16 protein-coding genes and 1 pseudogene are annotated in these 16,966 nt (G+C 71.9%); 12 read left to right on the forward strand and 5 right to left on the reverse strand.

Annotation, left to right across the window (positions count from 1 at the left end):
- Positions 1–29: 29 nt before the first annotated feature.
- The 3 genes from ACFZCP_RS18410 (at position 30) to ACFZCP_RS18420 (ending at position 2,908) form a co-directional block, all read left to right on the forward strand.
- Positions 30–656 (forward strand): TetR family transcriptional regulator, encoded by a 627-nt coding sequence (locus tag ACFZCP_RS18410; protein WP_362678961.1) that lies wholly within the window; start codon positions 30–32, stop codon positions 654–656.
- 104 nt (positions 657–760) lie between these two features.
- Positions 761–1,978, forward strand: coding sequence for an alpha/beta hydrolase (locus ACFZCP_RS18415; protein WP_391428067.1), 1,218 nt, complete (start codon positions 761–763; stop codon positions 1,976–1,978).
- A 66-nt stretch (positions 1,979–2,044) separates the two neighbouring features.
- Positions 2,045–2,908, forward strand: coding sequence for a DUF4429 domain-containing protein (locus ACFZCP_RS18420; RefSeq protein WP_391428068.1), 864 nt, complete (start codon positions 2,045–2,047; stop codon positions 2,906–2,908).
- Positions 2,909–3,158: 250 nt separating this feature from the next.
- Here ACFZCP_RS18420 and ACFZCP_RS18425 read toward each other — a convergent pair whose 3' ends face one another.
- Positions 3,159–3,614: a MerR family transcriptional regulator gene (locus tag ACFZCP_RS18425; RefSeq protein ID WP_362678952.1), complete on the reverse strand. Its 456-nt coding sequence runs from the start codon at positions 3,612–3,614 to the stop codon at positions 3,159–3,161.
- Between the two features lie 95 nt (positions 3,615–3,709).
- On the opposite strand from ACFZCP_RS18425, the gene ACFZCP_RS18430 reads away from it, so the two are divergent.
- Both ACFZCP_RS18430 and ACFZCP_RS18435 read left to right on the forward strand, forming a co-directional pair.
- The gene (locus tag ACFZCP_RS18430; RefSeq protein WP_391428071.1) at positions 3,710–4,180 is read left to right on the forward strand and encodes a GNAT family N-acetyltransferase; all 471 of its coding nucleotides are present in this window, start codon (positions 3,710–3,712) and stop codon (positions 4,178–4,180) included.
- A 17-nt stretch (positions 4,181–4,197) separates the two neighbouring features.
- Entirely contained in the window at positions 4,198–5,019 is an 822-nt protein-coding gene (locus ACFZCP_RS18435) for a serine hydrolase domain-containing protein (protein WP_362678946.1), read from the forward strand.
- 153 nt (positions 5,020–5,172) lie between these two features.
- Here the strand turns inward: ACFZCP_RS18435 and ACFZCP_RS18440 are convergent, their stop codons facing one another.
- Positions 5,173–5,826, reverse strand: coding sequence for a pirin family protein (locus ACFZCP_RS18440; protein ID WP_391428322.1), 654 nt, complete (start codon positions 5,824–5,826; stop codon positions 5,173–5,175).
- Positions 5,827–5,900: 74 nt separating this feature from the next.
- On the opposite strand from ACFZCP_RS18440, the gene fasR reads away from it, so the two are divergent.
- The 5 genes from fasR (at position 5,901) to fabF (ending at position 10,895) form a co-directional block, all read left to right on the forward strand.
- Positions 5,901–7,106: a fatty acid biosynthesis transcriptional regulator FasR gene (gene fasR, locus ACFZCP_RS18445; protein ID WP_391428073.1), complete on the forward strand. Its 1,206-nt coding sequence runs from the start codon at positions 5,901–5,903 to the stop codon at positions 7,104–7,106.
- An 89-nt stretch (positions 7,107–7,195) separates the two neighbouring features.
- Positions 7,196–8,143 carry an acyltransferase domain-containing protein gene (locus tag ACFZCP_RS18450; RefSeq protein WP_391428074.1) on the forward strand — a complete coding sequence of 316 codons (948 nt, stop codon included), beginning with the start codon at positions 7,196–7,198 and terminating at the stop codon, positions 8,141–8,143.
- Between the two features lie 17 nt (positions 8,144–8,160).
- Positions 8,161–9,192, forward strand: a complete 1,032-nt coding sequence (locus ACFZCP_RS18455; RefSeq protein WP_391428076.1) for a beta-ketoacyl-ACP synthase 3 — start codon at positions 8,161–8,163, stop codon at positions 9,190–9,192.
- A gap of 105 nt (positions 9,193–9,297) precedes the next feature.
- Positions 9,298–9,546, forward strand: coding sequence for an acyl carrier protein (locus tag ACFZCP_RS18460; protein WP_018545314.1), 249 nt, complete (start codon positions 9,298–9,300; stop codon positions 9,544–9,546).
- Positions 9,547–9,632: 86 nt separating this feature from the next.
- Positions 9,633–10,895 (forward strand): beta-ketoacyl-ACP synthase II, encoded by a 1,263-nt coding sequence (gene fabF / locus ACFZCP_RS18465; RefSeq protein WP_362678934.1) that lies wholly within the window; start codon positions 9,633–9,635, stop codon positions 10,893–10,895.
- Positions 10,896–11,068: 173 nt separating this feature from the next.
- On the opposite strand, the gene ACFZCP_RS18470 is transcribed toward fabF, so the two are convergent.
- Positions 11,069–11,563: a DUF3145 family protein gene (locus tag ACFZCP_RS18470; protein WP_391428078.1), complete on the reverse strand. Its 495-nt coding sequence runs from the start codon at positions 11,561–11,563 to the stop codon at positions 11,069–11,071.
- Positions 11,564–11,829: 266 nt separating this feature from the next.
- Here ACFZCP_RS18470 and ACFZCP_RS18475 point away from each other — a divergent pair, with 266 nt between their 5' ends.
- Both ACFZCP_RS18475 and ACFZCP_RS18480 read left to right on the forward strand, forming a co-directional pair.
- Positions 11,830–12,726 (forward strand): SGNH/GDSL hydrolase family protein, encoded by an 897-nt coding sequence (locus ACFZCP_RS18475; protein ID WP_391428079.1) that lies wholly within the window; start codon positions 11,830–11,832, stop codon positions 12,724–12,726.
- 15 nt (positions 12,727–12,741) lie between these two features.
- Positions 12,742–13,351: pseudogene (locus ACFZCP_RS18480) on the forward strand (hypothetical protein).
- Here ACFZCP_RS18480 and ACFZCP_RS18485 read toward each other — a convergent pair.
- Positions 13,348–14,331 carry a hypothetical protein gene (locus ACFZCP_RS18485; RefSeq protein ID WP_391428081.1) on the reverse strand — a complete coding sequence of 328 codons (984 nt, stop codon included), beginning with the start codon at positions 14,329–14,331 and terminating at the stop codon, positions 13,348–13,350. The pseudogene ACFZCP_RS18480 and the gene ACFZCP_RS18485 sit on opposite strands and share 4 nt — an antisense overlap.
- A 133-nt stretch (positions 14,332–14,464) precedes the next feature.
- Positions 14,465–16,903: a glycoside hydrolase family 3 C-terminal domain-containing protein gene (locus ACFZCP_RS18490; protein WP_391428082.1), complete on the reverse strand. Its 2,439-nt coding sequence runs from the start codon at positions 16,901–16,903 to the stop codon at positions 14,465–14,467.
- Positions 16,904–16,966: the final 63 nt, after the last annotated feature.

The following is a 16,966-nucleotide window of genomic DNA, read 5'->3' on the forward strand; positions in this document are numbered from 1 at the left end:
CAAAATCACAAGTCGGTAACTGACACATTATGGAAACTCTGCGCGAGCGCAAGAAGCAGCGGACCCGGGACGCCCTCCTGCGCTCCGCCCTGGAGCTGTTCACCACCCAGGGCTACGAGCACACGACCGTCACCGAGATCGCCGATGCCGTCGACGTCTCGCAGCGCACCTTCTTCCGCTACTTCGCCGGCAAGGAGGACGTCGCCCTCGCCGCCCAGGAGCTGGCGGAGGAACGCTTCGTCGCGGCGGTGCGCGAACGACCCCCGCACGAGGCACCGATGGAGGCCCTGCGGCAGGCCGTTCTGGAGGGCTGGGACGGGCTGAGCGAGGCCATCGAGGCGGTCGTACCGGTGGAGCTGTACGTGCGCATGTACCGGACGATCGAGTCGACGCCCGCGCTGCTCGCCGCCCATCTGCGGCGCTCCGCGGCCACGGAGGAGGTCATCGCGCGGCTGCTCGCCGAGCGCGAGGGCGTCGACGTGGACGCCGATCCGCGCCCGCGGCTGGCCGTGGCCGTCCTCGGCGGGGTGATCAGGGTCAGCGAACGGCAGTGGAGCACGGGCGACGACTTCAGCCTGGAGGCGATCCGCGCGCTCACCGCGTCACACCTCGATCAGGTGGGCTCGGCACTCATGGGGAACTGGCGTTCCGACTGAGATCGTTCGCATTTCCTTCGCAGATCGTTCGGATCTTTCGCGAAACGTGATACCTGTCACTGAGTTACCGCGAGACCCTCTCGTTCTCCTAGTGTGTCCTCCCAGTGACTTCCTTCGACACCTCCCCGCAACTCAACGTCTGGCGCGCGCTGCTCGCGCTGGGCGTCGTGTTCGTGATGCTCGCGACCACCGGCTGGACCGCCCTGCGCACCCACCGGGAGCCGACCGCCTTGCAGGCCTCGCTCGCCAAGTGGGAGCACGGCAGCATCCACGGCCTCCACCTGCCGGCACCCGATTCCTCCCCGGCGCGACTCACCCGCTTCTTCGCCTCGCTCACCCCGCACGAGCGCGACCGTCTCGCCCACCGCTACCCCCTCGCGGTCGGCAACATGAACGGCGCCCCCGTCTCCCTGCGCTACCGGGCCAACCGCATCGCGCTGGACCAGGCGCGCAAGGTCGAGAAGAAGCGCATGCACGACAGCCGGCTCAGCGCGGCCGGCCACCAGGACGCGGGCCGGCGTATGCACCGCTACGAGGCGCTGAGGCAGCCCGGGCGGCAGATCCTCGCCTTCGACCCCGAGGGCTCGGGCCGGATCGCCGAGGTGTTCGGCAACCTCACCTCGGCCGAGCGGATCTCCGTCGTCGTCCCCGGCGTCGACACCGATCTGCTCACCTTCCAGAAGACGTACCGCAAGTACAGCGCCACGGTCGGCATGGCCGAGGCCCTGTACGAGGCCGAGCGGACGCAAAGCCCCTCGACGGGCACGGCCGTGATCGCCTGGGCCGACTACACCGCTCCCGACGGCCTCGGCGTGGACGCGGCCACCGGGCTGCGCGCCGAGGAGGGCGCCGTGCGCCTGAACGCGCTGCTGGACGCCCTGCCCGGCCGGGCGCCGGTGTCGATGTTCTGCCACAGCTACGGCTCGGTGGTCTGCGGGGTCGCCGCGCACGGCATGCCCCGCCGGGTGGCCGACATAGCGGTGGCCGCGAGCCCCGGTATGCGGGTCACCAGCGCCTCCCGCCTGGGCACCTCGGCCCGGGTGTGGGCGATGCGGGACGCCACCGACTGGGTGCAGGACGTGCCGTACCTGGAGGTCGGCGGGCTCGGGCACGGGGCGGACCCGGTGTCCTCGGCGTTCGGCGCACGGGTGCTCTCGGCGCAGGACGCGCAGGGCCACGCGGGCTATTTCCAGCCAGGCACGGACAGCCTGCGCAACCTCGCCGACGTCGGAGTGGGCGCGTACGACGAGGTGACGTGTGTGCATGGAAACGATGCGTGCCGGGCCGATCTGCCCGGCACGACGACGGCCGGACGCGCGTAGAAACAGCAGGAAGTGCGGTCTGCGCGGGTGGCGACGGAGGAGCACGTGCCGCATACGATGAGCCGCATGGGTGACGTACTGGCGGGGTTTCATGCCGTCTGGGAGTTCGAGTCCGACTCCGTGCTCATCCGCTACGAACGGGGGATTCGGACACCGAAGCTGTTCCAGGCGCTGGGCGAACGGCGGATCCCGCTGTCCGCGGTCGACGAGGTGACCCTCACCGCGGGCAGACGCGGCACGGTCGCCCTGCGGCTGCGGCCGCGCCCGGGCGCGGATCCACTGATGGAGGCCGCGGCCGGGCAGCTGCGCGAGGGCTGCGACCCCTACCGTCTGGTGCTGCCGGCCGAGCGGTCGACGCTCGCCGAGTACTACGCCGACGAGCTGAAGGGGCTGCTGGCCGAGTCCGGCGCCGGGCCCGCCGACCGGTACCTGGTGGCCGCGCCCGAGACGCCCCTCCAGTTCAAGGCGTACGACGGGAAGGCGTCCTTCGACGGGACGTCGGTGCAGTTCCGGTGGTCCTGGACGGGCGCGTCCTCGACGAAGTGGAAGGCCGGGGACCAGAGTTTCGCGGTCGCCGACCTCAGCGGGGTGCAGTGGCGCTCGCCGGAGGCCTTCGAGGGACATCTGCGGCTGGTGCGGCGCGAAGAGGGCTCGGCCGGGACGACGGGACCGGTACCGCCCGACCAGGATCCGGCGGCCGTGGTCTTCGGGCTGGGGTACGGGCCGGTGCACGAGTCGCTGCCGTTCGCCGCGGCGGTTCTGGCAGCCGTGCGGTCCCGGGGGCCGGTACCCGTGGTACCGGCCCCGACGCGGCGGGACCCCGCGGACATCGCCGAGCGGATCCGGCATCTCGGGGAGCTGCACCGGGCCGGGCTGGTGACCGATGAGGAGTTCTCCTCCAAGAAGGCGGAGCTGCTGGCCGAGCTCTAGCGTCAGCCGCTGGGCGCGGCGGGCTCCGGCTTCTGCCGGGCGCGGCGGACTCTGGCGCCTGCCGGGCGCAGCGGTTCCTGGCTTCTGCCAGGTATGTCGGTCCTTCGCGTGTGCCGGGCGCGGCGGACCCCGGCCTCTGCCGGGTGCGGCGGACGGGCGGCTGCGGGTCGGCGTCGGTCGCTCGCGCCGGTACCCCGATCCTCTGCGGGCGCGGGGGCGCGCTCCTGCCCCCCGTCCCCCGCGGGGCGCGCTACTGCTCCCGTGCGTAGAAGCTGATCTTCCGGTCCAGGACGGCGAGCGTGTCGTGCAGCTCCGCGATCCTGGCCAGGACGTCGCGGCGGGTCGACTCCAGCAGCTGCTGCCGCTCCCGGTACGTCTGCTCGCCCTGCCGCACCAGCTCCGCGTACCTGACCATGTCCGCCACCGGCATGCCGGTCAGGCGCAGCTTGGTCACGAGGTCCAGCCAGTCCAGGTCGCGGTTGCTGTAGCGGCGCTGGCCGGTGTGGGAGCGGTCGACGTCCGGCATCAGGCCGATCCGCTCGTACCAGCGCAGCGTGTGCGCGGTCAGGCCGGTGAAGGCGACGACCTCGCTGATCGTGTAGCGGTCCTGGCCGTCGGGGCGGGGATGGCGCCGGGGCGGGGCGGAGCAGATGTCGACGCGGGTGGCCTGCTCGGTGTCCGCTGGCGTGGTCTGCATCACCGTCATGCCCCAACGCTATGGCGTTGGAGTGCACTCGAAGCAAGCGGAACCGGTAAGAAAACCGTGCGACGGAACGGGGCGGGGTGGCTAGCGTGCGGGGCATGAGTCTCGTACGCCGTGCCGTGGCCGAGGATGCGCCGGAAGTACTGCGCCTGCGCCAGGTGATGATCGATTCGATGGCCGACGCGGACCGTTCCACCGACTGGCACCCACAGTCCCTGCCGGGGCTGCGCGCCCGGCTCCACGAGTCGGACGGGCCGTTCGCGGCCTTCGTGGTGGAGCACCCGGAGCGGCCGGGAACGCTGGCCGCGCTGGTGGCCGGGACGGTCGACTACCGGATCGGGAAGGCGGGCGATCCGCTCGGAGCGGTCGGGTTCGTCTTCAGTGTCGCCACCGACCCGGACACGCGCCGCCGCGGGTATGCGCGCGCGTGCATGGACGCCCTGCTGGACTGGTTCCGCGAGCACGGCGCCCGCCGCGTCCATCTCACCGCGTCCGCCGAGGCGGCGCCGCTCTACGCCGACCTCGGCTTCGTGCCCAAGCCCGACCCCTTGATGGAGCTCACGCTCTGAGCGCCTAGGCTCGGAGCATGTCGCTGAAGAGCCTCGCGCTGATCGAGAACTGGCCCGTCCCGACCGCCGCGGCGGGTGTCGTACGGGCCGACGGGACCGTCCTCGGGACGCAGGGGCCCGTCGGGCACCGCTTCCCGCTGGCCTCGGTGACCAAGCCGCTGGCGGCGTACGCGGCGCTCGTCGCGTACGAGGAGGGTGCCGTCGAGCTGGACGAGCCGGCCGGGCCGCCCGGCGCGACCGTGCGTCATCTGCTCGCGCACACCTCCGGGCTGGCCTTCGACGAGCACCGGGTGACGGCTGCGCCGGGGCAGCGGCGGCTGTACTCCAACGCCGGGTTCGAGCAGCTCGGGGATCACATCGCCAAGGCGACGGACATTCCGTTCGCGGAGTATCTGCGGCAGGCCGTGCTGGAGCCGCTGGGGATGACGTCGACGTCGCTGGAGGGTTCGCCGGCGAAGGACGGTGTGTCGACGGTGGAGGACCTGCTGCGCTTCGCGGCGGAGGTGCAGGCGCCGCGGCTGCTGGATCCGCGGACGGTGGCCGAGGCGATGACGGTGCAGTACCCGGGGACGAAGGGGGTGCTGCCGGGCTACGGCCACCAGAACCCGAACGACTGGGGGCTGGGCTTCGAGATCCGGGACTCCAAGTCGCCGCACTGGACGGGGTCTTCTTCCTCACCGCGCACCTTCGGGCATTTCGGCCAGTCCGGGACGTTCGTGTGGATCGACCCCGACGCGGGGGTCGCGGGCGTCGCCCTGACGGACCGGGCGTTCGGACCGTGGGCGAGCGAGGCCTGGCCGCCGTTCACGGACGCGATCCTCACGGACCTGCGCGGCTGAGCCGGGCCGCACCCCGAAGGGGCGCCAGGAACGCGCAACAGACCCCCACCGGGCCGCAGCCGAAGCACGACGCCGGCCCGGAGCACCTCGAAGGGGCGCGGGGAACTGCGCGACGGGCGACCGCGTGCCCGCAGCCGAAAAGCCGGGCCGCGGCTACCGGTTCATCTCCCACAGCAGGAGTTCCGAAGCCGTGACCCCCACCACATCCAAATCCTCCGCCCCCGTGATCCGCACCGAGTCACCGGGCCCCAGCGCCTCCCCACCCAGACGGATCTCCCCGTGGACCACGTGTGCGTACAGGTACGCCGCGTCCGGAACGGCCGTCCGCTCCCCCGGGCCCAGGCGGCGGACGTGGAGCATCGCGCCCGCGCCGGGTACGGCGTAGGGGGTGGAGTCGGCGATGCCGTGAACGATCTCGTACGAGGGCTCGCCGCCCGGCTCCAGGGGCGCCAGCCACATCTGGACGAAGGCCAGCGGCACCGACGCGTCGTTGCGTTCCACGTGCCGGACGCCCGCCGCCGCACTCAGGTGCTGGACGTCTCCGGGGCGGACCCGGGTCTCGTGCCCGGTGGAGTCGCGGTGGGTCAGCTCGCCCTCGACGACCCAGGTGACGATCTCGGTGTGGCTGTGCGGATGCTCGTCGAAGCCCGCCCCGGGCGCCAGCCGTTCCTCGTTGCAGGCGATCACCGCGCCGAAGCGCAGGTTCTCGGGGTCGTAGTGCGGGCCGAAGGAGAAGGCGTGGCGGGAGTCGATCCCGGCCTCGGGGTCCCCTCCGCGGTAGCGCTCGCCGGCGCGCCGTACGTCCATCACGGGCACCACCGTAGACCTCACCCCCTGACCCGGCGACGCACGGTCCCGTCCGGATAAGGCAGTCTTGTCCCGTGCCCGAACCCGAGTCCCACCCCAGCGACCCCGCAGCGCAGCACGTCCACTCGCACTCGGCGACCCTGAAGCGGCTGGAGAAGTCCTCCGGGAGTCTCGCCGCGCAGGCCATCGCCCGCATGGACGAGACCCTGTCGTGGTACCGGGCCATGCCCCCGGAGAACCGTTCGTGGATCGGGCTCGTGGCCCAGGCGGGCATCGCCGCCTTCACCGAGTGGTTCCGGCACCCGGACGCGCCCCAGGCGATCTCCACGGATGTCTTCGGCACGGCACCGCGCGAGCTGACCCGGGCCATCACGCTGCGGCAGACCGTGGAGATGGTGCGGACCACCATCGAGGTCATGGAGAGCGCGATCGACGAGGTCGCGGCTCCCGGGGACGAGAGCGTGCTGCGGGAAGCCCTGCTGGTGTACGCGCGGGAGATCGCCTTCGCCACCGCCCAGGTGTACGCCCAGGCCGCAGAGGCACGCGGTGCCTGGGACGCGCGGCTGGAGTCGCTGGTCGTCAACGCCGTGCTCAGCGGGGAGGCCGACGAGGGCGCCGTGAGCCGGGCCGCCGCGCTCGGGTGGAACTCGCCGGAGCACGTGTGTGTCGTGCTCGGGACCGCGCCCGACGGGGACAGCGAGCTGACCGTGGAGGCCATCCGGCGGGCCTCCCGGCACGCCAAGCTCCAGGTGCTCACGGGGGTGCTCGGGGACCGGCTCGTCGTGATCGCCGGCGGCAGCGCGAACCCGCTCGCCGTCGCCAAGTCGCTGATCGGGCCGTTCGCGGCCGGTCCGGTCGTCGCCGGGCCCGTCGTCCCCGATCTGCAGGCCGCGACCCGGTCCGCGCAGGCCGCCGCCGCGGGCCTCAAGGCGTGTTCCGCCTGGCAGGACGCGCCGCGGCCGGTGCTGGCGGACGATCTCCTGCCGGAGCGGGCCATCGCGGGCGATCCGAGCGCTCGTGAGCAGTTGGTGGAGGAGATCTACAGACCGTTGGAGGAGGCCGGCTCGGCGCTCCTGGAGACCCTGAGTGTCTACCTGGAGCAGGCGAGCAGTCTCGAAGGCGCGGCCCGCATGCTCTTCGTTCACCCGAACACCGTGCGCTACCGGCTCCGACGTGTGACAGACGTCACCGGCTGGTCGCCATCGGATGTACGATCCGCGTTCACACTGCGAATCGCACTGATCCTGGGGCGTCTGGCCGATGGAGACCTCCAACTCTAGGTATTTGTCGGGTGCCCACAAAAGCCCCCCCTGTTCTTCGTCCCTGTCCTCACGGGCGGCCATGGCCGTCCCCAAGAGAGAGTGTGAGAGTGCTCGTACTCGTCGCTCCCGGCCAGGGCGCTCAGACGCCCGGCTTCCTGACCCCCTGGCTCGACCTCCCCGGTGTTGCCGATCGCGTTGCCGCATGGTCGGACGCCATCGGACTGGATCTGATCCACTACGGCACCCAGGCCGACGCGGACGCCATCCGGGACACCGCGGTGGCGCAGCCGCTGCTGGTCGCCGCCGGGATCCTGTCCACCGCGGCACTCGGTGACATCGCCGAGATCGCTCCGGGTGCCGTCGCCGGTCACAGCGTCGGTGAGTTCACCGCCGCCGCGGTCACGGGCGTCCTCGACGACATCACCGCGCTGGGTCTGGTCCGCAAGCGGGGACTGGCCATGGCCGAGGCCGCCGCGATCACCGAGACCGGCATGGCGGCGCTGCTCGGCGGCGACCCCGAGGTCTCCGTCGCGCACCTGGAGAAGCTGGGCCTGACCCCGGCGAACATCAACGGTGCGGGCCAGATCGTCGCCGCCGGAACGCGCGAGCAGATCACCGCGCTGATGGAGGACATGCCCGAGGGCGTCCGCAAGGTCGTCCGGCTGGAGGTCGCCGGCGCCTTCCACACCGAGCACATGGCACCTGCCGTCGAGGCCCTGTCCAAGGCTGCCGTGGAGCTCAGGCCGTCCGACCCGAGGTTCACCTACGTCTCCAACAAGGACGGCAGGGCCGTCGGGAGCGGCACCGAGGTGCTGGAGCGGCTGGTCGGCCAGGTCGCCAACCCCGTGCGCTGGGACCTGTGCATGGAGACCTTCCAGGAGCTGGGCGCCACCGCGCTCATCGAGGTGTGCCCGGGCGGCCCGCTGACCGGTCTGGCCAAGCGTGCCATGCCCGGCGTCAAGCGCGTGACGCTGAAGACCCCCGACGACCTCGACGCTGCCCGCGAGCTCATCGCCGAGGCGTCGACACCTGCCGCCGACGCGGCGGGCGCCTGACGAAGGAGCACCGGAGCATGTCCAAGATCAGGCCCAGCAAGGGCGCCCCGTACGCGCGCATCCTCGGTGTCGGCGGCTACCGGCCGACCCGTGTCGTGCCCAACGAGGTGATCCTGGAGAAGATCGACTCGTCGGACGAGTGGATCCGGTCGCGTTCCGGCATCGAGACCCGGCACTGGGCGGGCCCCGAGGAGACGGTCGCCGCGATGGCCGTCGAGGCCTCCGGCAAGGCGATCGCCGACGCGGGCATCGACGCCGAGCAGATCGGCGCCGTGGTCGTCTCGACCGTCTCGCACTTCAGCCAGACCCCGGCCGTCGCCACCGAGATCGCCGACAAGCTCGGCACGAACAAGGCCGCCGCCTTCGACATCTCGGCCGGCTGCGCGGGCTTCGGCTACGGCCTGACCCTCGCCAAGGGCATGGTGGTGGAAGGTTCCGCCGAGTACGTGCTCGTCATCGGCGTGGAGCGGCTGAGCGACCTGACCGACCTGGAGGACCGGGCGACGGCCTTCCTGTTCGGCGACGGCGCCGGCGCGGTCGTGGTCGGCCCCTCCAAGGAGCCGGCGATCGGCCCGAGCGTGTGGGGCTCCGAGGGCGACAAGTCCGAGACCATCAAGCAGACCGTCCCCTGGGACCGTTTCCGGCTCGGCGACGTGTCGAAGCTGCCTCTGGACAGCGACGGAAACGTCAAGTTCCCTGCGATCACGCAGGAGGGCCAGGCGGTGTTCCGCTGGGCCGTGTTCGAGATGGCGAAGGTCGCTCAGCAGGCGCTGGACGCGGCCGGAATCACCCCGGACGACCTGGACGTCTTCATTCCGCACCAGGCCAACGTGCGGATCATCGACTCGATGGTGAAGACGCTGAAACTGCCGGAGCATGTCACGGTCGCCCGGGACATCCGTACCACCGGCAACACCTCGGCCGCCTCGATTCCGCTCGCGATGGAGCGGCTTCTGGCGACCGGCGAGGCGAAGAGCGGCGACACCGCGCTCGTCATCGGATTCGGGGCGGGTCTCGTCTACGCCGCCACGGTCGTTACCCTCCCCTAGGCACTCCGTGCCGGGTCGTGTGATCCGGCACGGTCGCCGCACCACCCTGCCGCTGTCGCGGCGGGCGCCGTTAAACCGTCTGGAATCTAAGAAGGAGCGCCTGACATGGCCGCCACTCAGGAAGAGATCGTCGCGGGTCTCGCCGAGATCGTGAACGAGATCGCCGGGATCCCCACCGAGGACGTCCAGCTGGACAAGTCCTTCACCGACGACCTGGACGTCGACTCGCTGTCCATGGTCGAGGTTGTCGTCGCCGCCGAGGAGCGCTTCGACGTGAAGATCCCGGACGAGGACGTCAAGAACCTGAAGACCGTCGGTGACGCCACCGACTACATCCTCAAGCACCAGGCCTGAGCCACCCCTTAGGCCTTAGGGCCGCAAGGCCCCGCCACCCGGCGGTGGCGCCGTAGATTCCCGCATCCGTTGGAGAAAGAATTCCCGTGAGCCCGACCAATCGCACCGTGGTCGTCACCGGTATCGGCGCAACCACACCGCTGGGTGGCGACGCAGCCTCGTTCTGGGAGGCCCTTGTCGCCGGCACGTCCGGCGTCAGCCTCCTGGAGCAGGACTGGGCGGCCGACCTGCCGGTCCGCATCGCCGCTCAGATCGCCGTCGAGCCGGGCGAGATCCTGCCCCGGCCGCAGGCCCGCAAGCTGGACCGGTCCGCGCAGTTCGCGCTGATCGCCGCTCAGGAAGCCTGGAAGGACGCCGGTTTCACCGCCAAGGCCGGTGAGGACCCGTCCGCGAACCCCGACCGTCTGGGTGCGGTCATCGCCTCCGGCATCGGCGGTGTGACCACGCTCCTGGACCAGTACGACATCCTCAAGGAGAAGGGCGTACGCCGCGTCTCCCCGCACACCGTGCCGATGCTGATGCCCAACTCCCCGGCGGCCAACGTCGGTATCGAGCTGGGTGCCCGCGCCGGTGTGCACACCCCGGTCTCGGCCTGCGCCTCGGGCGCGGAGGCCATCGGGTACGCGATCGAGATGATCCGCACCGGGCGTGCGGACGTGGTCGTGGCCGGTGGCACCGAGGCCGCCATCCACCCGCTGCCGATCGCCGCGTTCGGCAACATGATGGCGATGTCCAAGAACAACGACGACCCGCAGGGCGCCTCGCGTCCCTACGACGCCGACCGCAACGGCTTCGTGCTCGGCGAGGGCGCCGGTGTCATCGTCCTGGAGTCCGAGGAGCACGCGAAGGCCCGCGGCGCCCGGATCTACGTCGAGGCGGTCGGCCAGGGCATCTCCGCCGACAGCCACCACATCACGCAGCCCGAGCCGTCCGGCAACGGCATCGCGCACGCGCTGCAGAACCTGCTGGACAACACCGACCTGAAGCCGGCCGAGATCGTGCACGTGAACGCGCACGCCACGTCGACGCCGCAGGGTGACGTCGCCGAGATCAAGGCGCTGCGCAAGGTGTTCGGCGACGACGTCGACCACATGGCCATCTCGGCGACCAAGTCGATGACGGGCCACCTGCTGGGCGGTGCCGGCGGTATCGAGACCGTCGCCTCGATCCTGGCGCTGGTGAACCGTACGGCTCCGCCGACCATCAACGTGGAGAACCTCGACGCCGAGGTCAACGCGGACGTCGTCGTCGGCGAGGCGCGTCAGCTGCCCGAGGGCCGCATCGCCGTGCTCAACGACTCGTTCGGCTTCGGCGGGCACAACGTGGTCCTGGCGTTCCGGACGATCTGAGTCCCCCGACGGCGCATGGCCCCCTCTCCCGTGGCGGAGAGGGGGCCATGCGCCGTTGAGGTTCTGTTCTGTTGCCGGGTGCGGGGCCGTCCGGGCCGGTCGCGCCCACGCGGAGGAGCCGCGATTCGACACGGCCCCGCGCCCCTTCACGGCCGGCTGCCCCTCGGGCAGCCTCAGACCACCTGGTGGAGCCAGCGCACGGGTGCACCCTCGCCGGCGTAGCGGAACGGCTCCAGTTCGTCGTCCCACGGCTTGCCGAGCAGTTTGGACAGTTCGGCCTCCAGGTCGGTCTCACCGCGCCGGCTGCGCTGCAGGGCCGCGCGCAGGCGGTCCTCGGGGATGAGGATGTCGCCGTGGATGCCGGTGACCGCGTGGAAGATGCCCAGGTCGGGGGTGCAGCTGTAGCGCTCGCCCTCGGCGGTGGGGACGGGCTCCGAGGTGACCTCGAAGCGGAGCAGGTGCCAGCCGCGCAGGGCGGAGGCGAGCTTGGAGGCCGTGCCGACCTCGCCCTGCCAGGAGAACTCCGAGCGCCAGGTACCGGGTGCGGCCGGCTGCCGGATCCAGTCCAGGCTGACGCGCGCGCCGAGCACCCCGGCGACGGCCCACTCGACGTGCGGGCACAGCGCGCGCGGCGCGGAGTGCACGTACAGAACTCCACGTGTCGTCACCGGAACCTCCGGGCTGAGCGGGACACCTTGCGGCCTGGCTGGCGGCAGTGGCACGACGGCCGCGCTGATGGCGAGGCTACCCTGCGTCGGCGCAAGGAGGGTGACGTACCGTCGGTCCTGGTGCCAGGAAACCCCTGCCATTCACCCAGGGGGACGCTTGTACGGGTGTGAGCCGTTCCATCGAAGCGGCGCGGGAACTCCCACGCGTTGTTATGGGAGGGAGCAGTCCGGGAGCAGTCCACCGTCGAGCGAGGAGACCAGCAGGGATGCGGAACCGAAGGCACCGTGCGCGAGCCGCGCTTGCCCTGGTGGTGACGGCCCTGATGACGACGGCCGGCTGTGACGCCTTCGGCGGGGGCGGCGGCGGTACGGACTCCGGGGCGAGCGCGTCGCGGTCCGCGGCCAGGCGCGCGCCGGTGTGGAACCGCAGCCCGGACTCGATCGCCGCGGTCGGCGACTCCATCACGCGCGGCTTCGACGCGTGCACCGTGCTCTCCGACTGTCCGGAGGTGTCGTGGGCGACGGGCAGCGACGCCAAGGTGGACAGCCTGGCGGTGCGGCTGCTCGGGGTGACGGGGGCGGCGGAGCGCAGCTGGAACTACGCGGTGACCGGCTCCCGGATGGCCGACCTGCCGGAGCAGATGGCACAGGCGGCCACCCGCAGCCCGGAGCTGGTCACGGTGATGGTCGGTGCGAACGACGCCTGCCGCTCGTCGGCGCGGGCGATGACCTCGGTGGCCGGCTTCCGCGCGGATTTCGAGGAGGCGATGAGCACCCTGCGTGCGGCGCTGCCGAAGACACAGGTGTACGTGGCCAGCGTGCCGAACCTGAAGCGGCTGTGGTCCGAGGGCCGGGGGAATCCGCTGGGCAAGCAGGTGTGGAAGCTGGGCATCTGTCCGTCGATGCTGCGCGACGCGGACGATCTCACCCATGCGGCCGCCGTGCGCCGGGACAAGGTGCAGCTGCGGGTGGAGGCCTACAACGCGGTGCTGAAGGACGTCTGCGCCAAGGACCGCCGCTGCCGCTTCGACGACAACGCCGTCTTCGACTACGACTTCGACACGGAACAGCTCAGCCACTGGGACTGGTTCCACCCGAGCCGGAACGGCCAGGCGAGACTCGCCGAGATCGCCTACCGCACGATCACCGCGGAGAAGTCCTGACCTAGGGTTTCTTGCGTGAGCGAACTTCTCGGCACGCTTGTTGACGGCACTCCGGTGCACCGCTGGACCCTGGAGCGGGCCGGAGTGCGGGTGCGCGTGCTGTCGTACGGCGGGATCGTGCAGTCGTTCGAGGTTCCCGGACCGGGACCTGCGCACGGCGGACGTGGTGCTGGGGTTCCCCGGGCTCGACGGGTATCTGGGGCACCCGGAGCCGTATCTGGGCGCTCTGGTCGGCCGGTACACCCCGGTCGACGCGGACCTGATCCCCACGGGTGCCCTGGCGGAGGTGACCGGCTCCTGCTTCGACTTCCGTACGGCCACAACGGTCGGCTCCGGCTACGACCACAACTTCGTCCTGGACAAGGGCGTGACCCGGGCGCCCGAGGAGGCCGCCGAGCTGTACGACCCGGCATCGGGGCGGGTGCTCACCGTGGCCACGACCGAACCGGGCCTCCAGCTCTACACCGCCGACCATCTGAGCGGCCCCTTCGCCCCCGGTGACGGCATCGCCCTGGAGACCCAGCACTTCCCGGACTCCCCCAACCGGCCGGGCTTTCCCAGCACGGTGCTGCGGCCGGGCGAGGTCTACCGCTCGGAGACGGTGTACGGCTTCTCCGTGCGCTAGACGGTCTCGCCCCGCATCCGCTTGGCCGCCTTGCCCAGCAGGGCCATCGCGCCCCCGCAGATCAGCAGCGTGCCGGCGCCCGCGGCGATCGGGGGCAGGTCGTGGCTCTTGATGCCCTCGCCGGTCACGGTCGTGGCCAGCGCGAAGATGATCGAGTACAGGCTGCGGCCGACCTTCGCGCCGGCCGGGATCACCTGGAGCAGCTGCGGGATGGTGGTCGCGGCGGCCAGGGCCATGCCGAACGGCAGGGCGGCGGCGAGCATCAGGGCGCCGAAGCCGAAGGAGTTGCCGTACGCGCCCCAGCCGGCGCCCTTGTAGAGCAGGTAGCCGGTCGCGGCGAGGGACAGCAGGACGAGCAGGCCGTTGAGGTAGGCGGCCTGGGTGGCGGCCTTGCGGGCGCCGGGCAGATGAGCCGCCGGGGAGCGCCAGGCGTCCGCGGTGATCAGCCGCAGCTGCCGCTTGAGTGCCTGCATCCGCAGCAGGGAGAGGACGCCGAAGACGAGCAGGGCCAGTCCGGCGACCGCGCCGGCGAAGCCGACGGGGGTGTGCGTGATGCCGTAGTGGACGCCCCCGAAGGTGAGCGGGATGCCGAGCACGAGGCCGTACGCCATGGGCTTGGCCCGCTGCTGGATCTTCAGCACCAGGTCGCGCTGGTCCGGGGTGAGACCGGGGTCCAGCCGCATCCGGCTCTCGCCGAGGTGCTGGGCGGGTACCGGGGGCTGGTTCGGGGCCGGCTGCGGCGGTTGCGGGGAGTTGTACGCGTGCGGCGGGTACGGCTGCTGGGCCTGGTGGGGCGGGTACGGCTGCTGGGGCGGGTAGGGCTGGTAGGCCTGCTGAGGGGGGTACGGCTGCTGGTACGGGGGCTGCTGCGGCTGGGGTTGCTGGTAGGGGGGCTGCTGTCCGTAGGGCCCCGGCTGGGGGTGCTGCGGCTGCTGTCCGTACGACCCCGGCTGCTGTGGCTGCTGTTGCCCTGGATACATGGTGCTTCTCCCCCGTGCCCGTTTTCTGCTGTGTGCGCGGCCCGGGAGTCTGCCACATCCGCCCGGACCGCATGAGCCCCGGTCCGGAGGTCAGGTCCCGGACCGGGGCTGTTCAGGGGGGACTTGTCCCGGATCAGACGTTAATCGGAGCGGTGAGCCTGCGGTCGTCGATCGAGCGGCCCGCCGCGATCTCGTACGAACCCTTCACACATGCCCACGACTTCGCCGTCTCGTCCCAGACCTCGTAGGTGCGCCGGGGCAGTTCGACGGTCACCTCGACGCTCTCGCCGGGCCCGGCCTGCACGCCCGCGAAGCCGGCCAGCCAGCGGGCCGGGCGCTCGGCGTCGGGCTCGGCCGGAGCGACGTAGACCTGGACGACCTCGCGGCCGGGCCGGTCGCCGGTGTTGCGGATGCGGATGCGCGCGGCGGTGCCGTCCGTCTCCAGGGACTCGTAGGCCCAGTCGGTGTAGCCGAGGCCGTGTCCGAAGGGGTACGACGGGGTGCGCCCGGCCCGCTCCCAGGCGCGGTAGCCGATGAGGACGCCCTCGGTGTAGGGCAGTTCGCCCTCGGCGGGGGTGACCCGGCGGACCGGGGCGTCGGCGAGCGAGCCCCAGGTGGTGGGGAGCCGGCCGCCGGGTTCGTGGGCGCCGGTCAGGACGTCGGCGAGGGCGGCTCCGCCCTCCTGGCCCGGGAACCAGCTGAGCAGGACGGCGGCGACCTCGTCCCGCCAGGGCAGTTCGACCGGGGAGCCGGAGTTGACGACCACGACCGTGTTCGGGTTGGCGGCGGCGACGGCGCGCACCAGGTCGTCCTGGCGGCCGGGCAGAGCGAGGTCGCTGCGGTCGAAGCCCTCGGACTCGACGCGGTCGGTGGTGGCGACCATGACGACGGCGGTGTCGGCGGCGCGGGCGGCTTCGACGGCCTCGGCGATCAGCTCGTCGGGGTCGCGCTGCGGGGCGGAGTGGGCGAGGGCGAAGGTGACGACCTTCATGGGGATGTTCTCGGGGAACCGCACGACGTGGGTGAGGGAGACCTCGACGGGTTCACCCGCGGCGAGTTCCAGCCGGGCGCGGGGCGCGGGGGCGGCGAAGAGGGTCTCGAACGGGTCGTCGCTCGCGGGGCGCTGGACGTCGTCGTAGTGGGTCGTCCCGTCGACGGTGAGGGTGAAGGCGCCCATGCCCCTGATGCCGAAGGTGTGCGGGCCGGACTCGCGCGGGGTGAAGGTGCCGGTCAGTTCGACGGTGTGGAGGCGGTCGTGGGTGACGCCCTCGGGGAGGTCGGAACCCATCCACTGGATCCCCCCGCCCGGTACGGAGCCGCCGCCGATGACCTCTCCCGCGGCGTCGCGGCAGACCGCGCGGAGGGTGAAGCCCTGCTCGGCGACGGCGAGTTCGGTGACCGGGTCGGCGCCCACCGCGTAGGTGAGGGTGCCGTCGGCGAGTGCGGCGGTGAGGCCGTCGAGCGGGGAGACGATCCGGGCCGGGAAGACGGTGGCGGAGCCGCCGCCGAGGACGCGGGCGTCGCGGGCGGCGGCGCCGATCAGGGCGACCGTGCCCGGCTTCAGGGGAAGTGCGCCGCGTTCGTTGCGGACGAGGACGAAGGAGCGGCGGGCGATCTCGCGGGCCAGGGCCTCGCCGTCGACCGGCGCGGGCGGCTTCGCGACGGCCGGTTCGGCGCCGTCCAGGATGCCGACGCGGGCGGCCAGGCGCAGCACCCGGCGTACGGCGGCGTCGACCGTGGCCTCGGCGACCTCGCCGGCACGGACCGCCCGGGCGAGGGCCTCGCCGTAGACGGTCTGCGGGCCGGGCATGGCGACGTCCAGGCCGCCCTCGATGGCGCCGACGGTGTCCCGGGCGGCCATCCAGTCGGAGACGTTGAAGCCGTCGAAGCCCCATTCGCCGCGCAGGACTTCGTCGACCAGGTGGTGATGTTCGGTCATCGTCGTGCCGTTGACCTGGTTGTAGGCGGTCATGATGCCCCAGGGGCGGGCGTTCTTCACGATCGCCTCGAAGGGGGCCAGGTACAGCTCGCGCAGGGCGCGCTCGGGGACCACGTTGTTCACCGTGAAGCGGTCGGTCTCGGCGTCGTTGGCGACGAAGTGCTTGACGGTGGTGCCGACGCCGCCGGACTGGACGCCGGTGACGTAACCGGCACCGATGACGCCCGTCAGGTACGGGTCCTCGCTGTAGCACTCGAAGTGGCGGCCGCCGAGCGGCGAGCGGTGCAGGTTGACAGTGGGGGCGAGCAGGACGTGTACGCCCTTGCGACGGGCCTCCTGGGCGAGCAGCATGCCCGCGCGGCGGGCGAGTACGGGGTCCCAGGTGGCGGCGAGCGCGGTCGGCGAGGGCAGGGCGACGGAGGGGTCGTCGGCGGTCCAGCGCACGCCCCGCACGCCGATCGGGCCGTCGGACATGACGAGGGTCCCCAGGCCGATCTCCGGCAGGGCGGGCAGGGTCCACATGTCCTGGCCGGCCAGCAGCCGCGTCTTGGCGTCGAGATCGAGCCGCCCGAGGGCTGCCCGGACGACCGCCTCGCGGGCCTCGTCCGTACGTGCCTTGTCCGTCTCCGCCACGGCGGTGCCTCCTCGCTGAAGTCCCTTGGATCCCTCTCATCCTGCATCCGCCACCTGTAGAGC

This window comes from Streptomyces sp. NPDC007971 (assembly GCF_042958635.1).
GTDB lineage: Bacteria > Actinomycetota > Actinomycetes > Streptomycetales > Streptomycetaceae > Streptomyces.

What these genes read in the sequence shown, in the direction of transcription:
- ACFZCP_RS18410 (WP_362678961.1), top strand. Translation starts at nt 30, where the DNA reads ATGGAAACTCTGCGCGAGCGCAAGAAGCAGCGGACCCGGGACGCCCTC.
- ACFZCP_RS18420 (WP_391428068.1), top strand. Translation starts at nt 2,045, where the DNA reads ATGGGTGACGTACTGGCGGGGTTTCATGCCGTCTGGGAGTTCGAGTCC.
- ACFZCP_RS18425 (WP_362678952.1), bottom strand. Translation starts at nt 3,614, where the DNA reads ATGACGGTGATGCAGACCACGCCAGCGGACACCGAGCAGGCCACCCGC.
- ACFZCP_RS18430 (WP_391428071.1), top strand. Translation starts at nt 3,710, where the DNA reads ATGAGTCTCGTACGCCGTGCCGTGGCCGAGGATGCGCCGGAAGTACTG.
- ACFZCP_RS18435 (WP_362678946.1), top strand. Translation starts at nt 4,198, where the DNA reads ATGTCGCTGAAGAGCCTCGCGCTGATCGAGAACTGGCCCGTCCCGACC.
- ACFZCP_RS18440 (WP_391428322.1), bottom strand. Translation starts at nt 5,826, where the DNA reads ATGGACGTACGGCGCGCCGGCGAGCGCTACCGCGGAGGGGACCCCGAG.
- ACFZCP_RS18455 (WP_391428076.1), top strand. Translation starts at nt 8,161, where the DNA reads ATGTCCAAGATCAGGCCCAGCAAGGGCGCCCCGTACGCGCGCATCCTC.
- ACFZCP_RS18460 (WP_018545314.1), top strand. Translation starts at nt 9,298, where the DNA reads ATGGCCGCCACTCAGGAAGAGATCGTCGCGGGTCTCGCCGAGATCGTG.
- ACFZCP_RS18475 (WP_391428079.1), top strand. Translation starts at nt 11,830, where the DNA reads ATGCGGAACCGAAGGCACCGTGCGCGAGCCGCGCTTGCCCTGGTGGTG.
- ACFZCP_RS18485 (WP_391428081.1), bottom strand. Translation starts at nt 14,331, where the DNA reads ATGTATCCAGGGCAACAGCAGCCACAGCAGCCGGGGTCGTACGGACAG.